General features: G+C 66.7%; 20 protein-coding genes. 9 read left to right on the forward strand and 11 right to left on the reverse strand.

All coding sequences use genetic code 11. The features are described 5' to 3' along the window. Window positions 1–25 precede the first annotated feature (25 nt). The 9 genes from flgE (at window position 26) to AzCIB_RS04775 (ending at window position 8,760) form a co-directional block, all read left to right on the forward strand. Window positions 26–1,285, forward strand: coding sequence for a flagellar hook protein FlgE (gene flgE, locus AzCIB_RS04735; RefSeq protein WP_050414832.1), 1,260 nt, complete (start codon window positions 26–28; stop codon window positions 1,283–1,285). Between the two features lie 38 nt (window positions 1,286–1,323). After that, window positions 1,324–2,064, forward strand: coding sequence for a flagellar basal-body rod protein FlgF (gene flgF / locus AzCIB_RS04740; protein WP_050414833.1), 741 nt, complete (start codon window positions 1,324–1,326; stop codon window positions 2,062–2,064). Between the two features lie 135 nt (window positions 2,065–2,199). After that, window positions 2,200–2,982, forward strand: a complete 783-nt coding sequence (flgG, locus tag AzCIB_RS04745) for a flagellar basal-body rod protein FlgG (RefSeq protein WP_050414834.1) — start codon at window positions 2,200–2,202, stop codon at window positions 2,980–2,982. 10 nt (window positions 2,983–2,992) lie between these two features. Next, complete coding sequence (locus AzCIB_RS04750; RefSeq protein WP_157058420.1) at window positions 2,993–3,664, forward strand: flagellar basal body L-ring protein FlgH; 672 nt, start codon at window positions 2,993–2,995, stop codon at window positions 3,662–3,664. 76 nt (window positions 3,665–3,740) lie between these two features. Continuing rightward, window positions 3,741–4,808 (forward strand): flagellar basal body P-ring protein FlgI, encoded by a 1,068-nt coding sequence (locus AzCIB_RS04755; RefSeq protein WP_157058570.1) that lies wholly within the window; start codon window positions 3,741–3,743, stop codon window positions 4,806–4,808. A gap of 1 nt (window position 4,809) precedes the next feature. After that, a complete protein-coding gene (gene flgJ / locus AzCIB_RS04760) occupies window positions 4,810–5,823 on the forward strand; it encodes a flagellar assembly peptidoglycan hydrolase FlgJ (protein ID WP_050414836.1) in 1,014 nt (337 codons plus the stop codon). A 64-nt stretch (window positions 5,824–5,887) separates the two neighbouring features. Then, window positions 5,888–7,333 carry a flagellar hook-associated protein FlgK gene (gene flgK, locus AzCIB_RS04765; RefSeq protein WP_050414837.1) on the forward strand — a complete coding sequence of 482 codons (1,446 nt, stop codon included), beginning with the start codon at window positions 5,888–5,890 and terminating at the stop codon, window positions 7,331–7,333. A gap of 13 nt (window positions 7,334–7,346) precedes the next feature. Then, complete coding sequence (gene flgL, locus AzCIB_RS04770) at window positions 7,347–8,291, forward strand: flagellar hook-associated protein FlgL (RefSeq protein ID WP_083446875.1); 945 nt, start codon at window positions 7,347–7,349, stop codon at window positions 8,289–8,291. A gap of 19 nt (window positions 8,292–8,310) precedes the next feature. Further along, window positions 8,311–8,760: a hypothetical protein gene (locus AzCIB_RS04775; protein ID WP_050418224.1), complete on the forward strand. Its 450-nt coding sequence runs from the start codon at window positions 8,311–8,313 to the stop codon at window positions 8,758–8,760. A gap of 6 nt (window positions 8,761–8,766) precedes the next feature. Here the strand turns inward: AzCIB_RS04775 and fliR are convergent, their stop codons facing one another. The 11 genes from fliR to AzCIB_RS04830 form a co-directional block, all read right to left on the reverse strand. Then, on the reverse strand, window positions 8,767–9,546 hold the full coding sequence (gene fliR, locus AzCIB_RS04780; protein WP_050414839.1) for a flagellar biosynthetic protein FliR: 780 nt from the start codon (window positions 9,544–9,546) through the stop codon (window positions 8,767–8,769). 8 nt (window positions 9,547–9,554) lie between these two features. After that, window positions 9,555–9,824: a flagellar biosynthesis protein FliQ gene (fliQ, locus tag AzCIB_RS04785; protein WP_050414840.1), complete on the reverse strand. Its 270-nt coding sequence runs from the start codon at window positions 9,822–9,824 to the stop codon at window positions 9,555–9,557. 16 nt (window positions 9,825–9,840) lie between these two features. Continuing rightward, the gene (gene fliP, locus AzCIB_RS04790; protein ID WP_050414841.1) at window positions 9,841–10,599 is read right to left on the reverse strand and encodes a flagellar type III secretion system pore protein FliP; all 759 of its coding nucleotides are present in this window, start codon (window positions 10,597–10,599) and stop codon (window positions 9,841–9,843) included. Continuing rightward, entirely contained in the window at window positions 10,589–11,059 is a 471-nt protein-coding gene (gene fliO, locus AzCIB_RS04795) for a flagellar biosynthetic protein FliO (protein WP_232299355.1), read from the reverse strand. The genes fliP and fliO overlap by 11 nt, the downstream gene beginning before the upstream one ends. Window positions 11,060–11,208: 149 nt before the next feature. After that, a complete protein-coding gene (gene fliN, locus AzCIB_RS04800) occupies window positions 11,209–11,679 on the reverse strand; it encodes a flagellar motor switch protein FliN (RefSeq protein ID WP_050414842.1) in 471 nt (156 codons plus the stop codon). Beyond that, window positions 11,672–12,676: a flagellar motor switch protein FliM gene (gene fliM / locus AzCIB_RS04805; RefSeq protein WP_050414843.1), complete on the reverse strand. Its 1,005-nt coding sequence runs from the start codon at window positions 12,674–12,676 to the stop codon at window positions 11,672–11,674. Before fliM ends, fliN begins: the two co-directional genes overlap by 8 nt. 9 nt (window positions 12,677–12,685) lie before the next feature. Next, the gene (locus AzCIB_RS04810) at window positions 12,686–13,246 is read right to left on the reverse strand and encodes a flagellar basal body-associated FliL family protein (RefSeq protein WP_050414844.1); all 561 of its coding nucleotides are present in this window, start codon (window positions 13,244–13,246) and stop codon (window positions 12,686–12,688) included. Window positions 13,247–13,337: 91 nt separating this feature from the next. Next, entirely contained in the window at window positions 13,338–14,615 is a 1,278-nt protein-coding gene (locus AzCIB_RS04815; RefSeq protein WP_050414845.1) for a flagellar hook-length control protein FliK, read from the reverse strand. A 78-nt stretch (window positions 14,616–14,693) separates the two neighbouring features. Then, window positions 14,694–15,149, reverse strand: coding sequence for a flagellar export protein FliJ (fliJ, locus tag AzCIB_RS04820; protein ID WP_050414846.1), 456 nt, complete (start codon window positions 15,147–15,149; stop codon window positions 14,694–14,696). A 93-nt stretch (window positions 15,150–15,242) separates the two neighbouring features. Beyond that, window positions 15,243–16,646 carry a flagellar protein export ATPase FliI gene (gene fliI, locus AzCIB_RS04825; protein ID WP_050414847.1) on the reverse strand — a complete coding sequence of 468 codons (1,404 nt, stop codon included), beginning with the start codon at window positions 16,644–16,646 and terminating at the stop codon, window positions 15,243–15,245. Beyond that, on the reverse strand, window positions 16,643–17,347 hold the full coding sequence (locus AzCIB_RS04830) for a flagellar assembly protein FliH (RefSeq protein ID WP_050414848.1): 705 nt from the start codon (window positions 17,345–17,347) through the stop codon (window positions 16,643–16,645). The genes fliI and AzCIB_RS04830 overlap by 4 nt, the downstream gene beginning before the upstream one ends. Window positions 17,348–17,368 lie beyond the last annotated feature (21 nt).

Below are 17,368 nucleotides of genomic sequence, written 5' to 3' on the forward strand. Positions count from 1 at the left end.
AGACCGAGTTTCCAGGGAGACGGCCATGGCTTTCCAGCAAGGTTTGAGCGGACTTAATTCGTCCTCGAAGGCCCTCGATGTCATCAGCAACAACGTCGCGAACGCGAATACGGTCGGCTTCAAGGCCGGGCGCGCGGAGTTCTCCGACGTGTTCGCGGCGGCGCTGAACGGTGCTGCGGCTGGCGTGCAGGTGGGTATCGGTTCGGCGATCGGGGCGGTGACGCAGCTGTTCTCGCAAGGGAATATCACGACGACGAACAATCCGCTCGACGTCGCGATCAACGGCAACGGCTTCTTCCGCATGTCCGCGCCGGACGGGTCGATTGCCTACACGCGCAACGGGCAGTTCGACGTGAACAAGGACGGTTTCATCGTCAATTCGCAGGGCTACCAGCTCACCGGTTACGCGGCGACGAACGGCGTGATCCTGACCGGCGGCGAGCCGCAGCGCCTGCAACTCGATTTCTCAGACGTGCAGCCGAACCCGTCTTCGCAGATGACGCTGGCGATGAATTTCGACTCGCGCGAGCCGATCTCGCCGTCCTTCGATCCGACCAACCCGACGCCGCTCGACCGCACGAACGTGACCGCGGGCGGGTACAACTTCTCGACCTCGGCGACCGCGTACGACACGCTGGGTAATGCGCACACACTGACCTTCTTCTTCCAGAAGTCCGCGGCGGGTGCGTGGGACGGCTTCTACCAGGTGGATGGCACGGGTGACGCGATCGCGATTCCCCCTCCGGGTTCGCCGCTGCAATTCGACACTGCCGGTGCGATGACGGCGGGCGGCCAGTTTGACCTCACGTTCCCCGAGTTCGCCGGCACCGGCGCCTCGGCAACCCAGACGGTCAGTTTCGATCTGGCGGCCTCGACGCAGTTCGGCAGCGCGTTCGGTGTGAATACACTGCGCCAGGATGGTTTCGCGTCGGGTCGCCTGACGGGCATCACGATTGGCGACGACGGCGTGATCCTGGGGCGCTACAGCAACGGCCAGAGCCGCGACCTCGGTCAGGTGGTGCTGGCGAACTTCCAGAGTCCCAACGGACTGCTGTCCCTCGGCGGCAACCTGTGGGCCGAGTCGCCGGATTCGGGCCAGCCGATCGTCGGCGTGCCGGGCAGTGCCAACCTCGGTCTGCTCAATGCGGGCGCCATCGAGGAGGCGAACGTCGACCTGACGGCGGAGCTGGTGCAATTGATCGTGCAGCAGCGCGCCTACCAGGCCAATGCGCAGTCCGTGCGCGCCCAGGACCAGATCCTGCAGACGCTGGTGAACCTGCGCTGATCGGCCTAGCCGGTTTCGCGGGATAGGGAGAGAGGATCATGGATCGGCTGATCTACACGGCGATGACCGGGGCGAAGCACACGATGGGCCAGCAGGCCGCCGTGTCGCACAACCTGGCGAACGCCACCTCGACGGGCTTTCGCGCGGAGCTGCACAAGCTGCGCGCGGTGCCGGTGCAGGGCGAAGGGCTCGCGACGCGGGCTTTCGTCGTGGACGCGAGCGTGGCGTCGAACTTCGAGCCCGGACCCATGCAGAATACCGGGCGCCCGCTGGATGTGGCGGTCGAAGGCAAGGGCTGGCTCGCGGTGCAGCTGCCGGACGGACGCGAGGCCTACACGCGCGACGGTAGCCTGCAGTTGAGCGCGAACGGCGTCGTGCAGACGCGCAGCGGCTTGCCGGTGTTGGGCGACGGCGGTCCCGTGACGATCCCGCCGGACAATGAGTTCCTGGTCGGCAAGGACGGCACCATTTCCGCACTGCAGGCGGGCGGGGCCGAGAACGTCATCAACGTGATCGGCCGGTTCAAGCTCGTGAATCCGCCCGAGGCATCGCTGGTGCGCGGCGACGACGGGCTGTTCCGCCTGCAGGACGGAGCCGTTGCGCCGCAGGACGAGAACGTGCGCGTGGCGGGCGGCTACCTCGAGGGAAGCAACGTGAGCGTGGTCGACCAGATGGTGCAGATGATTTCGCTGGCACGCCAGTTCGAGATGCAGACCAAGATGCTGCAGACCGCCGAGGCGAATGACCGTGCCGGCGCGCAGGTGCTTGCGGCCCGCTGACGGGCGGCGGGCGAGCAGGGAATTAGCGGGGCTTTTCGGCGGGTGTTCCGGCGATCGAGTCGATCCGCCCCGCCGTAAACTGACCCCGAGACTGCAGGCAGACCGTCTGCCTGCGAAGGAAAGGGAGTCAGGATCATGATTCGCTCATTGTGGATTGCACGGACCGGCCTCGAGGCGCAGCAGACCCAGCTGGACGTGATCTCGAACAACCTCGCGAACGTTTCCACCAACGGTTTCAAGCGTGCGCGCGCGGTGTTCGAGGATCTGCTCTACCAGACGATCCGGCAGCCGGGTGCGCAGAACACGCAGCAGAACCAGATCGGCAGCGGCCTGCAGATCGGCACCGGGGTGCGCACGGTGGCGACCGAGCGCATCCACACGCAGGGCAGCCTGCAGCAGACGGGCAATCCGCTCGACATGGCTGTCCAGGGCAACGGCTATTTCCAGGTGACGCTGCCCGACGGCACGCCGGCCTACACGCGCGACGGTGCGTTCCAGCTCGATTCGCAGGGACAGATCGTGACGGCCAGCGGCTACCCGCTCGAGCCGGCGATCATCATTCCGAACGACGCGCAGACGATCACCATCGGCAAGGACGGCACCGTGAGTGTGCTGCAGGCCGGCCAGACGGCGCCGACCGTGGTCGGCAACATCCAGATCGCGACCTTCGTGAATCCGGGCGGCTTGTCGAGTGCGGGCGAGAACCTGTTCCGCGAGACCGCCTCGAGCGGTGTGGCGACGCCCAATGCGCCCGGCACCAACGGTGCGGGGGTGCTCAACCAGCAGTACGTCGAGACTTCGAACGTGAACGTCGCGGAGGAGCTGGTGAACATGATCACGACGCAGCGCGCCTACGAGCTCAACTCGCGGGCCGTGCAGACGTCCGACCAGATGTTGGGACGGCTGACGCAGCTGTAAGGAGCCGATCATGATGCGTCAGGTGCTGGGGGCGATTGCGGTGCTGCTGCTGTCGGGCTGTGCGTCGATCTATTCGACGCCGCCCACGGTGGTGCATCAGCCGATGACGGTGCGGCCGGAGGCTCGTGCGCAGATGGCGCCCGCGAACGGCTCGATCTACCAGGCAGCGCAACTGCGGCCGCTGTTCGAAGACCGCCGTGCGCGCCTCATCGGCGACACGCTGACGATCAATCTCGTCGAGCGCAACACGGCACAGAAGCGTGCCAACAGCACCGCGTCGCGCGCCTCGGACGTCACCGGTGGCATCACGGCGGCGTCGAAGGTGCCGCTGTCGGGTCTGGCGGGCATGAATCTGCAGGCCGGCGTCGAGTCGGACTTCGAGGGGGCGGGCGCTTCGGCGGCGAACAACGTGTTCAACGGCACGATCACCGTGACGGTGATCGAGGTGTATCCGAACGGCAATCTGCTCGTGTCCGGCGAGAAGCAGATGGCGATCAACCAGGGCAACGAGTTCATCCGCTTTTCGGGCGTGATCAATCCGAACACGGTGACGGCTGCGAATACGGTGCAGTCGACGCAGGTCGCGGATGCGCGGATCGAATACAAGGGTAGCGGTTACATCGACGAATCGAACACGATGGGCTGGCTGCAGCGCTTTTTCGTGGCGGTGTCGCCGTTCTGAGCGCTTCGATGCGTCGCGGGAGTCGATGATGTTGGGCAATGGCAGGGGAATTCGCGCGCTGGCGTGCGTGTTGGCGATGCTGGTCGCGGGTACGGCGTTCGCCGCGGAACGGCTGAAGGAGCTGGCGACGATCGCGGGCGTGCGCGAGAACCAGCTCGTTGGCTACGGCCTCGTGATCGGTCTCGACGGCAGCGGCGACCAGACGACGCAGACGCCCTTCACGGTGCAGAGCATCATCAACATGCTCGGCAACATGGGCGTGACGCTGCCTCCGGGCACGAACCTGCAGCTCAAGAACGTTGCCGCGGTGATGGTCACCGCGAGTCTGCCTCCGTTCGCGCGGCCCGGGCAGCAGATCGACGTCACCGTGTCGTCGATCGGCAATGCGAAGAGCCTGCGCGGCGGCACGCTGGTGATGACGCCGCTGAAGGGCGCCGACGGCCAGGTGTATGGCGTCGCGCAGGGCAACCTGCTCGTGGGCGGGGCAGGGGCTGCGGGCGGGGGTGCGTCGCAGATGATCAACCACCTGTCGGCCGGGCGGATTCCCGGTGGCGCGACGGTCGAGCGCGCCGTGCCGACTGCGCTCGCGCAGGGCGAGTTCGTGACCTTCGAGCTCAAGGACACCGATTTCGGCACCGCGCGTCGTGTCGTCGATGCGATCAACCTGGCGACCTCGGGCGGAACCGCGCAGGCGCTCGACGGGCGCAGCATCCAGGTGCGCGCGCCGCTCGATCCCTCAGACCGCGTGGCTTTCCTCGGTAAGCTCGAGAATCTCGAAGTCACGCCGGTACTGCAGGCGGCGAAGGTGATCGTGAATTCGCGCACTGGTTCGGTCGTGATGAACCAGGCCGTGACGCTTCAGAACGTCGCGGTCGCCCACGGCAATCTGACCGTCACGGTGGGTGTCGATACCGCGGTGAGCCAGCCGGCGCCGCTGTCCGGCGGCCGAACGGTGACGACGCAGAGCGGATCGGTCGAGATCAAGCAGGGCCAGGGCACGCTGCATAACGTGCGCAGCGGCGCAAACCTTGCCGAGGTCGTGAAGGCGCTGAACACGCTCGGCGCCACGCCGATGGATCTCGTGAGCATCCTGCAGGCGATGAAGGCCGCCGGATCCTTGCGTGCGGAGCTGGAGGTGATCTGACATGGTCGCCTCTAGCCAGATCAACGCGATGGATCCGCGCGCGCTCGCTGACATGAAGCGGCTGGCGCGCGACGGCAACTCGCCCGAGGGGCTGCGCGCGGCGGCCAAGCAGTTCGAGGCGCTGTTCATGCAGATGGTGCTGAAGTCGATGCGCGATGCGATGCCGTCGAATGGGATGTTCGACAGCGACCAGACGCGACTCTTCCAGGCGCTGCAGGACCAGCAGATGGCGATGAACACGGCGCAGGGACGCGGTGTCGGCCTCGCCGACGCGATCGTCCGGCAGCTTGGCGGCGCGGCCCAGGAGCCGGCTGCGGAGGGTGAGGGCAGTCTCGATGTGGCGCGCATTCCGCGGCGGGCGGCAATCGTTGCCGGCGGCGAGTTGCCGGCGGCAAACCCCGCCGTCGATGCCGACGAACTGGCGGAGTTTGCCGCCCGGCTTGGTGCGGTAATCGGCAAGCCGCGCAACGAGGCCGGCGGGCTTCGCGGGGCGGGCGATGCGGGGGACGCGGCGGAGGTGCAGTCGTCACCGCGCCCGGTTCCCGAGGGCGCGCGCGAGTTCGTCAATCGCGTGTGGGCGCATGCCGGCGAAGCCAGTCGCAGCACGGGTATCCCCGCGCATTTCATGGTCGGGCAGGCGGCGCTCGAGACCGGCTGGGGACGCGGCGAGCTGCGCCGTGCGGACGGTTTGCCGAGCCACAACCTCTTCAACATTAAGGCAGGGCCGAACTGGAAGGGCGCGGTGGTCGAGGTGCCGGTGACGGAGTACGCGAACGGGCGTCCCTATACGGAAACCGCGCGTTTCCGCGCCTACGGTTCGTATGCCGAGGCGTTCCGCGATTACGCGAGCCTGCTGCGCGGCAATCCGCGCTATGCGGAAGTGCTGGGGCAGACCGACGCCGCGGGTTTCGCGCGCAGCCTGCAGCAGGCGGGCTACGCGACCGATCCCATGTACGCCGACAAGCTCACGCGCATCATCGGCGGCGCCACGCTGCGTACTGCCCTGGCGGGATGAATCCATCGCTGGCAAAAGTCTTGCTTAGTAATGCCGTAAGAGCAGCGGTAACGAGGGAAACATCATGGCTGGACTACTGAGCATCGGTCTGACGGGAATCAACAGTTCGCAAGCGAACCTGGTGACGACCAGCCATAACATCACGAACGCCAACACGCCGGGTTTCAACCGCCAGACGACGATCGTGACCACGGCGGATCCGTTCTTCTCCGGCGCCGGCTTCTTCGGCCAGGGGGTCGAGGTCGATGGCGTGCGGCGCCAGTACGATCAGTTTCTCAGCCAGCAGGTGCTCAATGCATCCGCGCGCAAGGAGGAATTTGCCGCCTACAGCACGCAGATCTCGCAGATCGACAATCTGCTCGCCGACACGAGTTCGGGCCTCTCGCCGGCGCTGGCCGGCTTCTTCGCCGGCGTGCAGGACGTGGCGACGAATCCGTCGAGCGTCCCCGCGCGTCAGGCGCTGATCTCAAGCGCGGAGTCGCTCGCATCGCGCTTCAATGCCCTCGATACGCGTCTGACCGAGATCCGCGACATCAACGAGGGCCAGATCGTCAGCACGGTCGATTCGATCAACGCCTACGCGCGCCAGATCTCCGACATCAACGAGCGCATCGCGCTGGCGCAGGTGGGCGGGACCTCGATCCCCGCGAACGATCTGCTGGACCAGCGCGACAACCTCGTCGCAGAGCTCAACAAGCTGGTGAAGGTGAGCACGACGACCGAGTCGGACGGCTCGCTCAGCGTGTTCATCGGCAGCGGCCAGCCGCTCGTCGTCGGCACTTCGGTATCGCAGCTCGTCGTCGCGGCGGACTCGTCGGTGCCGTCCGATCCCTTCCGCGGCGAGATCCGCCTCGCGACGCCGGGCGGAGGTACGGTGCTGATGCCCGACTCGGTGCTCACCGGCGGCCAGCTCGGCGGGATGCTGAGATTCCGCAACGAGACGCTCAATGCGGCGCGCGAACAACTGGGCGATCTTGCAATTTCGGTCGCATCCGAGTTCAACGCGATCCATGCCGCGGGATACGACCTCGACGGGACGGCCACCGGCATCGCCTTCTTCAAGGATCTGAGCAGCTTTGCGGCCACCGACCTCGGGCGCCGCGAGGCGGCCGGCGCTTTTGCCGTCGTGCTTACCGATCCGCGCAAGATCGCGGCTTCGGGGGCGCCGACGGGCACCGTGGGCGCGGGCGGGAGCAACAACGAGAATGCGCTGAGACTCGCGGCGCTGCAGACGGAAAAGGTCATGAACGGCGATACGGCGACTTTCCAGTCGGCCTATTCGCAACTGGTCAGCTTCGTCGGCAACAAGACGCGTGAGGTGCAGATCGGCGAGCGCAGCCAGGAATCGCAGCTGCAGCAGGCGATCGACGCGCAGCAGGCCCTTTCGGGGGTGAATCTCGACGAAGAGGCGGCCAACCTTATCCGCTTCCAGCAGTCCTACCAGGCAGCGGCGCGCGTCATGTCCGTGGCGGGAACGCTGTTCGACGAAATCCTGTCGATTTCGCGTTGAGCGGGGTGAAATCATGAGAATCTCGACCGGCATGATCTTCGACGCGGGCCGCAACTCGATGATGCGGCAGAGCGCGGATCTCCTGCATACACAGCAGCAACTCGCCTCCGGGCGGCGCATCCTGAGCCCGTCGGACGACCCGATTGGTGCCTCCCGCGCGCTCGAAGTGACGCAATCGAAGAGCGTCAACACGCAGTTCCAGACCAACCAGGGCTATGCGAAGGATGCACTGGCATCGCTGGAGAGCAATCTCGGCAGCATCACGGACGTCCTGACCTACATCCGCACGCGCGCGGTGGAGGCGGGCAACGGTGCGTTCGGCGCCAGCGAGCATCAGGCGATCGCGACCGACCTCGAGGCGCAGTTCAACGCGCTGCTCGGCATCGCCAACGGCAAGGATGCGACCGGGGATTACCAGTTTGCCGGCTACCAGTCGGCGCAGCCGGCCTTTTCCGGTGGCGCGGCGCTTCCCTCGGCCGGACCGGGCCCGGTGATGTACGACGGCGATGGTGGCGAGCGCAGCATGCAGGTGGGTTCCACCCGCGTCATGCCGGTGGCGGAGCCTGGCAGCAAGGTGTTCATGGCCGATTCCGTGACCGGCGAGTCGCAGGTGTTCGGCGCAATTTCGCAGTTCATCACCGAACTGCGCAAGGATCCGACCGATCCGACGCGCAACATCGGTGCCGCGGTTTCCCAGGCGATCGGCGACATGGACGGGGCGCTCGAGAACGTCAGCACGATTCGGGCGTCGGTCGGTTCGCGCATGGTGGAACTCGACGCGCTGGGCGAACTGGCAGCAGTCCAGGACCAGCAATACGCCGAGACGCTGTCGCGGCTGCAGGACCTCGACTACAACGAGGCGATCACGCGCTTCACCCAGCAGCAGACCATTCTCGAGGCCGCACAGCAGACCTACGTGCGCGTGACGGGGCTGTCGCTGTTCAATCTGCTCAGCTGAGGTCCCGAACGTGTTCCGCGTGCCTGCCCGCATCGCCCTGTGCCTGATCTTGCCGGCCTTCGCAGGTTGCGCGCTGCTGCAGGACCACGGCACGAAGGTGGCCGCGGGTGTGGGGGCCGCGCTTACGGCTTCGGAACTGAATCTGTTCGAGCCCGAGTTCATCGGCGGGGCGTTGATCGCCTATGCGATCTACGATCCGCTGGCGCCGACCTGGGACATCTCCGTCACCCGGCTCGACGAGGAGCGCGTGCGCTTCGATCTGCGCATGAAGCGGCTGGTCACGGGCGGTGAGGGCGAGGCGCGCCAGGTTTTCGTCCGCAATGCGCGGGAACTCGCAGAATCCAAAGGGCTTGCGGGTTTCGACGTGATGCGTTTCGAGGAAGGCATCGACTCGACCCGTCCGTTCGCGCGGCGCATCGCGAGCGGCGAAGTGCGCTACCTGCGTTCGCGCACCTTCCCCGGCATCTGAACCCGCCTAGACGAAGGCGCGCAGCAGCCGGTCTATCCCGTCGAAGCCGGATTCGAAGATGCGCTGCAGCACCGGGGCGAAGCTTCCCATGCTCAGCATCAGCACCACGAACCCCACCGAAAGCGTCACCGGAAAGCCCACGGCGAAGAGGTTGAGCTGCGGTGCCGCGCGCGTGAGCACGCCGAGCGCCGTGTTGGTGATGAGCAGCGCCGCGACCATGGGCAGGGCCAGCAGCAGGCCCGACGCGAACATCACGGCGGCGTAGGACGCGACCAGCAGCCACCCCTCGCCCTTGGGCAGCTTGCCGACGGGGAGCCATTCGAAGCTCGCGACGACGACGTTCACGAGCATCAGATGGCCGTTCATCGCAACGAACACGAGCAGCGTGAGCAGGCCGAGGAACTCGGCGATCACCGACGTCTGGCCGCCGGTCTGCGGACTGAAGAACACCGCGAAGGACAGGCCCATCTGCAGGCCGATCATCTCGCCCGCGACGTCCACCGCGGCGAACATCAGCCGCATCATGAAGCCCATCGCGATGCCGATGAAGGCCTGCTGGGCGAGCAAGGCCAGCGCCAGCATGGAATCGGCCGGCACCTCGGGCATGGGCGGCAGGGCGGGGAGCACGGCCATCGCCATCGCCAGGCCGACGGCCAGGCGGATGCGCACGGGCACCATGCGGTTGCTGAACAGCGGGGCGGCGGTCACCAGCCCGAGCAGGCGCGCGAGCGGGAACATCAGCGCCGCGAGCCAGGCGTCGAGCTGGGCGGAAGTGACGCTCAGCATCGCCGCTGCTATCCGATCATCGTCGGTATGGACTCGAACAGGCGCCGCGTGAAGTCGGTGATCAGGGCGATCATCCAGTGGCCGGCGACGACCATCGTGACGAACACCGCGATGAGCTTGGGCACGAAGGTCAGCGTCATCTCGTTGATCTGCGTCGCGGCCTGGAAGACGCTGACGATCAGGCCGGTGATCAGCGCGGCGAGGAACATCGGCGCGGCCAGCATCAGGGTCATCTCGACGGCCTGGCGGCCGATATCGACGACGGTACCCGGGGTCATGGCGAAATCTCCTGTCTTATACCGCGAAGCTGCCGACCAGCGACCCGATGAGCAGGGTCCAGCCATCGACCAGCACGAACAGCATGATCTTGAACGGCAGCGAAACGATCACCGGCGACATCATCATCATGCCCATGGACATGAGCACCGACGCGACCACCATGTCGATGATGAGGAAGGGGATGAACACGAGGAAGCCGATCTGGAAGGCGGTCTTCAGCTCCGACGTGACGAAGGCCGGTACGACGACGCGCATCGGCAGGTCCTCGGCCTTTTCGACCGGCGGCGTCTTCGACAGCTTGGCGAACAGCGCGATATCCGGTTCGCGCACCTGCTTGAGCATGAAGGCTTTCACGGGCACGGTGGCGCGCTCGAGGGCCTGATCGAACTGGATTTCGTTGCGCGACATCGGCAGGTAGGCGTCGTTGTACACCTTGTCGGCGATCGGCGACATGATGAAAAAGGTCAGGAACAGCGCCAAGCCGAGCAACACCTGGTTGGGCGGCGAAGTCTGCGTGCCCATCGCCGTGCGCAGCAGCGCGAAGACGATAATGATGCGCGTGAAGCTCGTCATCATCAGCACCACCGAGGGCAGGAAGCTCAGCGAGGTCAGCAGCAGCAGGGTCTGCACGCTCAGGCTGTAGGTCGTGCCGCCGCCCGGTGCCGGCGCGCCGGTGATGGCCGGCAGGCCTTGGGCGCCGGCCGCGATCGGCAGGAGCAGCAGGGCGAGCGGAGCGAGCACGCGGATCAGCGCGGAGCGAGCGTCATTTCGCATCGTTGCGACGCTCCATCGAACGCTTCAGCCAGCCCTGGAAGTCCCCGAACGGGCCGGAGATCGGGGGCGCACTCGGCGATGTGTGCTGCAGTGCGTCCGCGGGCAGCGTGTGCAGCGTGCGGACGTTGGTCGGCGTGACGCCCAGCACCAGCACCTGTCCGCCGACTTCGACGAGCACCACGCGCTCGCGCGGGCCGACCGGCACGGCGCCGAGCACGCGCAATCCGGCGGCGGCCCCGTGCGGCGCCGAAAGCTTCTTGATCAGCCACAGGCAGCCCAGCAGCAGGCCGAGGACCACCGCGAGGCCCAGCAGCATCTGGCCGAGGCCGTCGGTGATGGCGGGGGCTGCCGGGAGTGTCGCGTCCGCAGCGAAGAGCGGCGTGGCCGCGCCGGCCAGGACGAGCGGCGCGAAGCGGACGAGGTCGGGGACGGGCTCGGGAAGTTTCGGAAATTGCGTCACGGCGGATCTGCGCATCTTGGGATGGGAGAAGCATACCCGTGCGCAAGCCTTGCCGAGGGGGCAATAAGACGGGCAAAAACGGGACAATTCGGTGCTTTGCCGCGAGCCGCGCGCTCGATGCGCGGGCGCGCAGGCCGCCGTTGCGGCGTTCAGCCGCGGATCTTCCGCATGCGCTCGGCGGGCGTGATGATGTCGGTCAGGCGGATGCCGAACTTGTCATTGACGACCACCACTTCGCCTTGGGCGATCAGTGTGCCGTTCACGAGCACGTCCATCGGTTCGCCCGCCAGTCCGTCGAGCTCGACCACCGAGCCGTGCGCGAGCTGCAGCAGGTTGCGGATCGAGATCTTGGTGCGGCCCAGTTCGACGGTCAGCTGGACGGGGATGTCCAGGATCATGTCGAAGTCGTTGAGCCCGCCCGTGCGGGGCGAGGACGCGCCGAAGTCCGGGAAGAGGTGGCTGGCAGGTTTCGCCTGGTAGGGCGACTCCGCTGCGGCGGCAAGGTCCGCGGCAACGCGACGCGCCTCCGCGTCCGGGCTGCTTTCGGCCGTGGCCTGTTCCATCATTGCCGCTGCCCAGTCGTCTTCGGTGACCTGGTTTTCGAGATCGTTGTCAGCCATTTCGGCCTCCGAGTGTTGTGGCGTCGTCGTCGTTGGCGAGGAAGCGTTCGACCTTGATCGCGTAGTTCGTGCCCTGCCTGCCGTAGCTCACTTCCAGAACCGGACTGCCGTCGACTTCGGCCTCGAGCATCTTGGGCACGTCGATCGGGATCACGTCGCCGACGCGCATATTGACGATGTCGCGCAGGGTGACGTCGGCGCTGCCCAGATTGCACACCAGTTGGACATCGGCGTTCTGCAGTTGGCGCGAGAGCAGGCTGATCCAGCGGTTGTCCTGGCTCAGGTGGTCGCTCTGCATCGTCGAATAGAGCAGGTCGCGGATCGGCTCGACCATCGAGTACGGGAAGCAGATGTGCATGTCCGCCTGCGAGCCGCCGAATTCGAGCGAGAAGCTTGCCGAGATGACGATTTCCGACGGCGTGGCGATGTTCGCGAATTGCGAGTTCATCTCCGAGCGGACGTACTCCATCTCGATCTTGAACACTGGTGCCCACGCCCGCGTGTATTCGGCGAATACGACGTTGAGCATGCCCTGGATGATGCGCTGCTCGGTGGGGGTAAAGTCGCGCCCTTCGACCCGCGAGTGGAAGCGGCCGTCGCCGCCGAACATGTTGTCGACGACGATGAACACGAGGTTCGGGTCGAAGACGATAAGCCCGGTGCCGCGCAGGGGTTTGGCCAGGATGAGGTTCAGGTTCGTCGGCACCACCAGGTTGCGGACGAATTCGCCGTACTTCTGCACCTTCACCGGTCCGACCGACACTTCGGCATTCCGGTGCATGTAGTTGAACAGCCCGATCCGCAGGTACCGGGCAAAGCGCTCGTTGATGAGCTCCATCGTGGGCATGCGCCCACGGACGATGCGCTCCTGGGTGGCCAGGTTGTACGGGCGTATGCCCGCCTGGTCCCCGAGTTCCTCTTCCTGTTCCTCGGGCTCCCCGGCGACGCCCTTCAGCAGTGCGTCGACCTCATCCTGGGAGAGAAAATCGGAAGACATGACGTCCTCTTACTGGATGATGAACGAGTTGAACAGCACCGCCTGGATCGGTCCGGCGGCGGGTGCGCTCTTCCCGTCGCCCGCCTTTGCGGGCGGCGCGCCGAGCACTCTGTTGGTGCGGTGGACGATCTCTTCCGCCAGCGCCTCACGTCCTTCCATCGTAGACAATTCGGAAGGCAGTTTGCTCGACAGCAGCAGATTGATCTGGTGGCGGATCTCGGGCATGAAGGCCTTGAGGTTCTCTCCCGTTTTCGCATCGGCGACCCGAAGGGCCATGACGACCTGAAGGTAGCGCTCGCCTTCCGCCGGCGCGAGGTTCACGACGAAGGGATCCATCGGCACGAAGGTCGGCGGTTTGTTCAGATCGACAGCGACGACTGCCGGCGCCTCGTCGTCGTCGCCGGTGGCCGACTGGCTCTTCTTCATCAGCAGCAGGCCCACCACCACGGCCGCGAGCAGAGCCACCACGACGGCGGCGGCGATCAGCAGGATCAGGAGCTTCTTGCTCCGTTTCGGCGCCGGTGCGGGGGGTTCAGCTGCTGCGGGAGGGGGGGTAGGGGCCTTGGCCATGTAGTTCTCCTGTTTCCACAATTGAATTATCCGCGATAAATCGCGTTACCCAATTGCGGAAAAGTGGGGAAGACAGGCCCCAATTCAATCCTCAGGCAAAGATATCGACCATGCCCAGGCCGGTGCGCGACCAGGACGCGGGGGCGAGGGGAACGGTCCGGCCGTCGCCGGCCTGATCTGCTGCGGTCGCGCCGCGTTGCCCGCGGCCGGATCCGGTCCCCGAATCCTGTGGTGCGCGCTGGTCGCCCTGTGTGCTGACGTTCGCCTGGCCGAGGTTGATGCCGGCCTGCTGCAGGACTTCGCGCAGTCGCGGCAGCACCTGCTCGAGCGCGTCGCGAGCGGCCGCCGACGCGGCGACGAAATGCGCGGTCGTCTGGTCGCCGTTGATCTGGATCGAGACCTCGAGCTTGCCAAGATGGGCTGGCGTGAGCACAAGCTCTGCCCTGGATTCGTTGCGCCCCACCATCCACATCATGCGGTTGCCGACGTCTTCCGCCCAGGCGCGCTGGCCGGCCGGGGTGTGCACCTGCAACTGCGGCGGCGTCTGCTCCGTGCGCGCGGTGCCGGGAGCAAATGCCGAGGCGTGCAGACCGGCTGCCTGCGCGTCGGGTTCGAGCGCCTGCAGGCCGGGCGCAGTCGGTGCGGACTGCTGCGCAGCCATCTGCAGGCGCGCGCCGAAGGCCGCGGGGGTGCTTCCGGCCGCAATGTCGGCCTTCACTTTGGCGACCGCGTCCGCAACGCCCCCGGCGTCCGGCCCGGCTTTCTCCGACGACTCGGTCTGGGCGGTGGCTTCCGCGATCAACTGGCCGAGCGTGAAGGCGCCGGACTTGCGCTTCGGCGTATCGAGAAGCACATCGGATGTCAGCAGGGCGTCGCCTTCCGCGGCGGATTCTGCGGCCGGCAAAGCGGCAACGCCGGGCATCAGGGCGGCAAGGCTTGCCGCCTGGGCGGCGGGATCCGCCGGTGCGCCGCTGTCCTGGGCCGTATTGCCGTCCTGTGTCCCGCCCTCCGCGCTGGCCGAGTCCTGCGTGGCATTTTGACCGGCCGTTTCGGCGCTGGTCGCGTCGGCGCTGCTGCTTTCGTCCTTCCGGTCCGGCGCGTTCGCTTCCCCGCTGCGCTGCGTTTCGCTCCGTGCTTCGCTACGCGGGCGTTCCGTCGTCTGCGTCGCACGTTCCTGCGGTCTTTCCCTTTCCGGGCGGGCGAGGGAGCGTTCGGCCGCGTTCATGCGGCGGTCTAGGGTGCGGGAAAAACTGTCGTCGTTCAGTTCGTTTCCGCCGGCCCGGCTTTCCTCCGTGGCGCGCTGGAGAGGCTGCGCGGCGGCCGACGGGGCATTCAGGCGCAGCATGCTGGTCAAGACCTGATTCGACATGGTGGATTCCCTTTCACGGCTGTATCTGCCATGGATACAGCAAGGCGCATGCCAGACTATTGAACGGAGGACGGCGACTCAGGATTCGCCGCCGTCTTCGCGGTTGGCGAAGCGCTTGGCCGAGTGCTCGTCGGACTGTCGCTGTTCGAGGCGGGCTTCCTTGCGCGCCTCGCCGAGGTCGTGGCGTTTCTGCAGCGTATCGAAGGCCTTGACCTTGTTGCGCTGGGTCATCCACGCGTGCTGGCCGGCGACGGTCATCTGGCGGGAGCGGTCGACGCTGGACTTCTGCACCGCAATGGCTTCGTCGATGCGGCCGATGAAGGCGCTGAAGTTGCGCCATTCGTCGGGGCTGATGCCGTTGCGTGCAGCTTCATGAAAACGCGATTCGTACTCGTCGCGATAGTTCTGCAGCAATTCCAGCTTGCGCGTGCCCTCCTGCTCGCTGGCGATGAGCTCGCCCAGACGGCGCGCCGCGTCGTCCATGCGTGTCTGGCTCAGTTCCAGCAGTGGCTTGAGGGGAAAGGATTTGCTCATGGTGCGAATCGCTCGGCGTCGCAGGACGCCCGGATGTAATGTGAATCTTTATACATTCTAATCGAGCGGCGTCACTTCGGCCCGTGACAGCGCTCACCCCGGGGCGAATAGCGCACCGAGGCCCGCAACCGCGTTGGGGTAGCTTTCCTGTTCGTCGATCCGCTGCTGCAGGAACGCCTCCAGCTTCGGATAGATGGCGACTGCGCGGTCGAGGAGGGGGTCGGAACCGGGTTGGTAGGCGCCGACGGCGATCAGGTCGCGCGAACGCTGGTAGCGCGAGAACAGCTGCTTGAAGTGCCGGACGAGTTCGAAATGCTCGGCGCTGACGAGGCCATGCATCGCGCGCGAGATCGATTGCTCGATATCGATCGCGGGGTAGTGCCCCTGGTCGGCGAGCGCGCGCGACAGCACGAAGTGTCCGTCGAGAATCGCGCGCGCCGAGTCGGCGATCGGGTCCTGCTGGTCGTCGCCCTCGGCGAGCACCGTGTAGAAGGCCGTGATCGAGCCGCCGCCTTCGAGCCCGTTGCCGGCACGCTCGACCAGGGCCGGCAGGCGCGCGAACACGCTTGGCGGATAGCCGCGCGTGACCGGCGGCTCGCCGATCGCGAGGGCGATCTCGCGCTGGGCCATCGCATAGCGCGTGAGCGAATCCATGATCAGCAGCACCTGCTTGCCGCGGTCGCGGAAGTACTCGGCGATCGTCGTCGCGTAGGCGGCGCCCTGCAGGCGCATCAGCGGGCTGGTGTCGGCCGGTGCGGCGACCACCACCGAGCGCGCGCGGCCCTCGGGCCCGAGGTTCTGTTCGATGAATTCCTTGACTTCGCGGCCCCGCTCGCCGATCAGGCCGACCACGATCACGTCGGCCGAGGTGTAGCGCGCCATCATGCCGATGAGCACGGATTTGCCGACGCCCGAGCCGGCGAAGAGGCCCAGGCGCTGCCCGCGCCCGACGGTGAGGAGCGCATTGATTGCGCGGATGCCGACGTCCAGCGCAGTGTCGATCGGCGCCCGGGTCAGCGGGTTGAAGGGGCGGCTCTGCAGCGAGCGGCTTTCGGTCGTATCGAGCGGGCCGAGGCCGTCGAGTGGGCGGCCCGCGCCGTCCACGACGCGTCCCAGCATGTGTTCGCCCACCGGCAGGTGCTTGGCGCGGTCGGAGGTACGGCGTCGGGGCACGGGCCGGGCGCCGAGGACGATGCGCGGCGGGGCCGGTTCGACGGGCATGACGGCGGCGCCCGGCGCGAGGCCGAAGACGTCGTCGGTCGGCATCAGGTAGAGCTTGTCGCCGTTGAAGCCGACCACCTCCGCCTCGACGGTGGCGCCGCCGCTCGCGAGGATGCGGCAGTCCGCACCCAACGGGAGCCGAAGCCCTGCGGCTTCCATGACCAGGCCGTTGATGCGCGTCAGGCGCCCGGAGACCTCGAACGGACTCACGTTCGCGAGCTGCCGACGATGGGCCTCGAGATAGCCGGTCCACGCCGCCGCGCGTGTCGTGCTCATTTGTCTTCGCCCCAGCTCGTGCCACGGTGGCCGAGCCCTTCGAGGATCCGGCGCCAGCGGGTCTCCACCGTCGCGTCGATCTCGCTCGCGGACCCCTGCAGCCGGCAGCCGCCCAGCGTCACGGATTCGTCTTCGATGACCTGGTGGTGAAGGTGAGTAGGCTGCTCCGCCAGGTAGCTGCGGATCAGCGCGACGTCGTCCGGATGCACGTGGATGCGCACCTGCGCCTGGGGCAGCTGGTTCAACGCTGCGCGCACGGTATCGATAAGGGCATCCTCGGGATTCTCGGCCAGCGTACGCCGGACCATCTGGCGTGCGACCTCGATCGCCAGCGCGACGACTTCGTCTGCAACCTCGCGATCGAGCTGCTTCAGCGCCGTGTCGAGTCCGTCGGCCAGGCCGCCCAGGCGGTTCGCCTGCTCGCGTGCGAACTCGGCCCCCTCGGCAAAGCCGGTCTCATAGCCCTCGCGGCGCGCGTCGTCGAACATCGCTTCGATCTCGGCCGCCGTCGGCAGCTGGATTTCCGGTTGCGCTGCGGGTGGGGGTTCCAACGGTGGAGCGGCCTCGACAAGCGGCTCGGGCGGCGCAGGTGGGGCAGGCTCGGCTTCCGGAGGCTGGAGCTGCGGCTCTTCCGGTTCGCCGAAGGCCGGCGGTTCCCAGCGACGGTAGGCGCCGACCGCCTGATGGCGCGAGATGCTCATGACCGGCTCCGGGAAGGTTCG

This window comes from Azoarcus sp. CIB, from assembly GCF_001190925.1.
Taxonomy (GTDB): Bacteria; Pseudomonadota; Gammaproteobacteria; order Burkholderiales; family Rhodocyclaceae; genus Aromatoleum.

Coding starts and splice junctions, on each gene's coding strand:
- fliR (WP_050414839.1), bottom strand. CDS start 9,546: ATGCTGAGCGTCACTTCCGCCCAGCTCGACGCCTGGCTCGCGGCGCTG.
- flgF (WP_050414833.1), top strand. CDS start 1,324: ATGGATCGGCTGATCTACACGGCGATGACCGGGGCGAAGCACACGATG.
- fliP (WP_050414841.1), bottom strand. CDS start 10,599: ATGCGAAATGACGCTCGCTCCGCGCTGATCCGCGTGCTCGCTCCGCTC.
- fliJ (WP_050414846.1), bottom strand. CDS start 15,149: ATGAGCAAATCCTTTCCCCTCAAGCCACTGCTGGAACTGAGCCAGACA.
- AzCIB_RS04810 (WP_050414844.1), bottom strand. CDS start 13,246: ATGGCCAAGGCCCCTACCCCCCCTCCCGCAGCAGCTGAACCCCCCGCA.
- AzCIB_RS04815 (WP_050414845.1), bottom strand. CDS start 14,615: ATGTCGAATCAGGTCTTGACCAGCATGCTGCGCCTGAATGCCCCGTCG.
- fliN (WP_050414842.1), bottom strand. CDS start 11,679: ATGGCTGACAACGATCTCGAAAACCAGGTCACCGAAGACGACTGGGCA.
- fliQ (WP_050414840.1), bottom strand. CDS start 9,824: ATGACCCCGGGTACCGTCGTCGATATCGGCCGCCAGGCCGTCGAGATG.
- AzCIB_RS04830 (WP_050414848.1), bottom strand. CDS start 17,347: ATGAGCATCTCGCGCCATCAGGCGGTCGGCGCCTACCGTCGCTGGGAA.
- fliI (WP_050414847.1), bottom strand. CDS start 16,646: ATGAGCACGACACGCGCGGCGGCGTGGACCGGCTATCTCGAGGCCCAT.
- flgK (WP_050414837.1), top strand. CDS start 5,888: ATGGCTGGACTACTGAGCATCGGTCTGACGGGAATCAACAGTTCGCAA.
- AzCIB_RS04755 (WP_157058570.1), top strand. CDS start 3,741: ATGCTGGTCGCGGGTACGGCGTTCGCCGCGGAACGGCTGAAGGAGCTG.
- AzCIB_RS04750 (WP_157058420.1), top strand. CDS start 2,993: ATGATGCGTCAGGTGCTGGGGGCGATTGCGGTGCTGCTGCTGTCGGGC.
- flgL (WP_083446875.1), top strand. CDS start 7,347: ATGAGAATCTCGACCGGCATGATCTTCGACGCGGGCCGCAACTCGATG.
- flgE (WP_050414832.1), top strand. CDS start 26: ATGGCTTTCCAGCAAGGTTTGAGCGGACTTAATTCGTCCTCGAAGGCC.
- fliM (WP_050414843.1), bottom strand. CDS start 12,676: ATGTCTTCCGATTTTCTCTCCCAGGATGAGGTCGACGCACTGCTGAAG.
- flgG (WP_050414834.1), top strand. CDS start 2,200: ATGATTCGCTCATTGTGGATTGCACGGACCGGCCTCGAGGCGCAGCAG.
- flgJ (WP_050414836.1), top strand. CDS start 4,810: ATGGTCGCCTCTAGCCAGATCAACGCGATGGATCCGCGCGCGCTCGCT.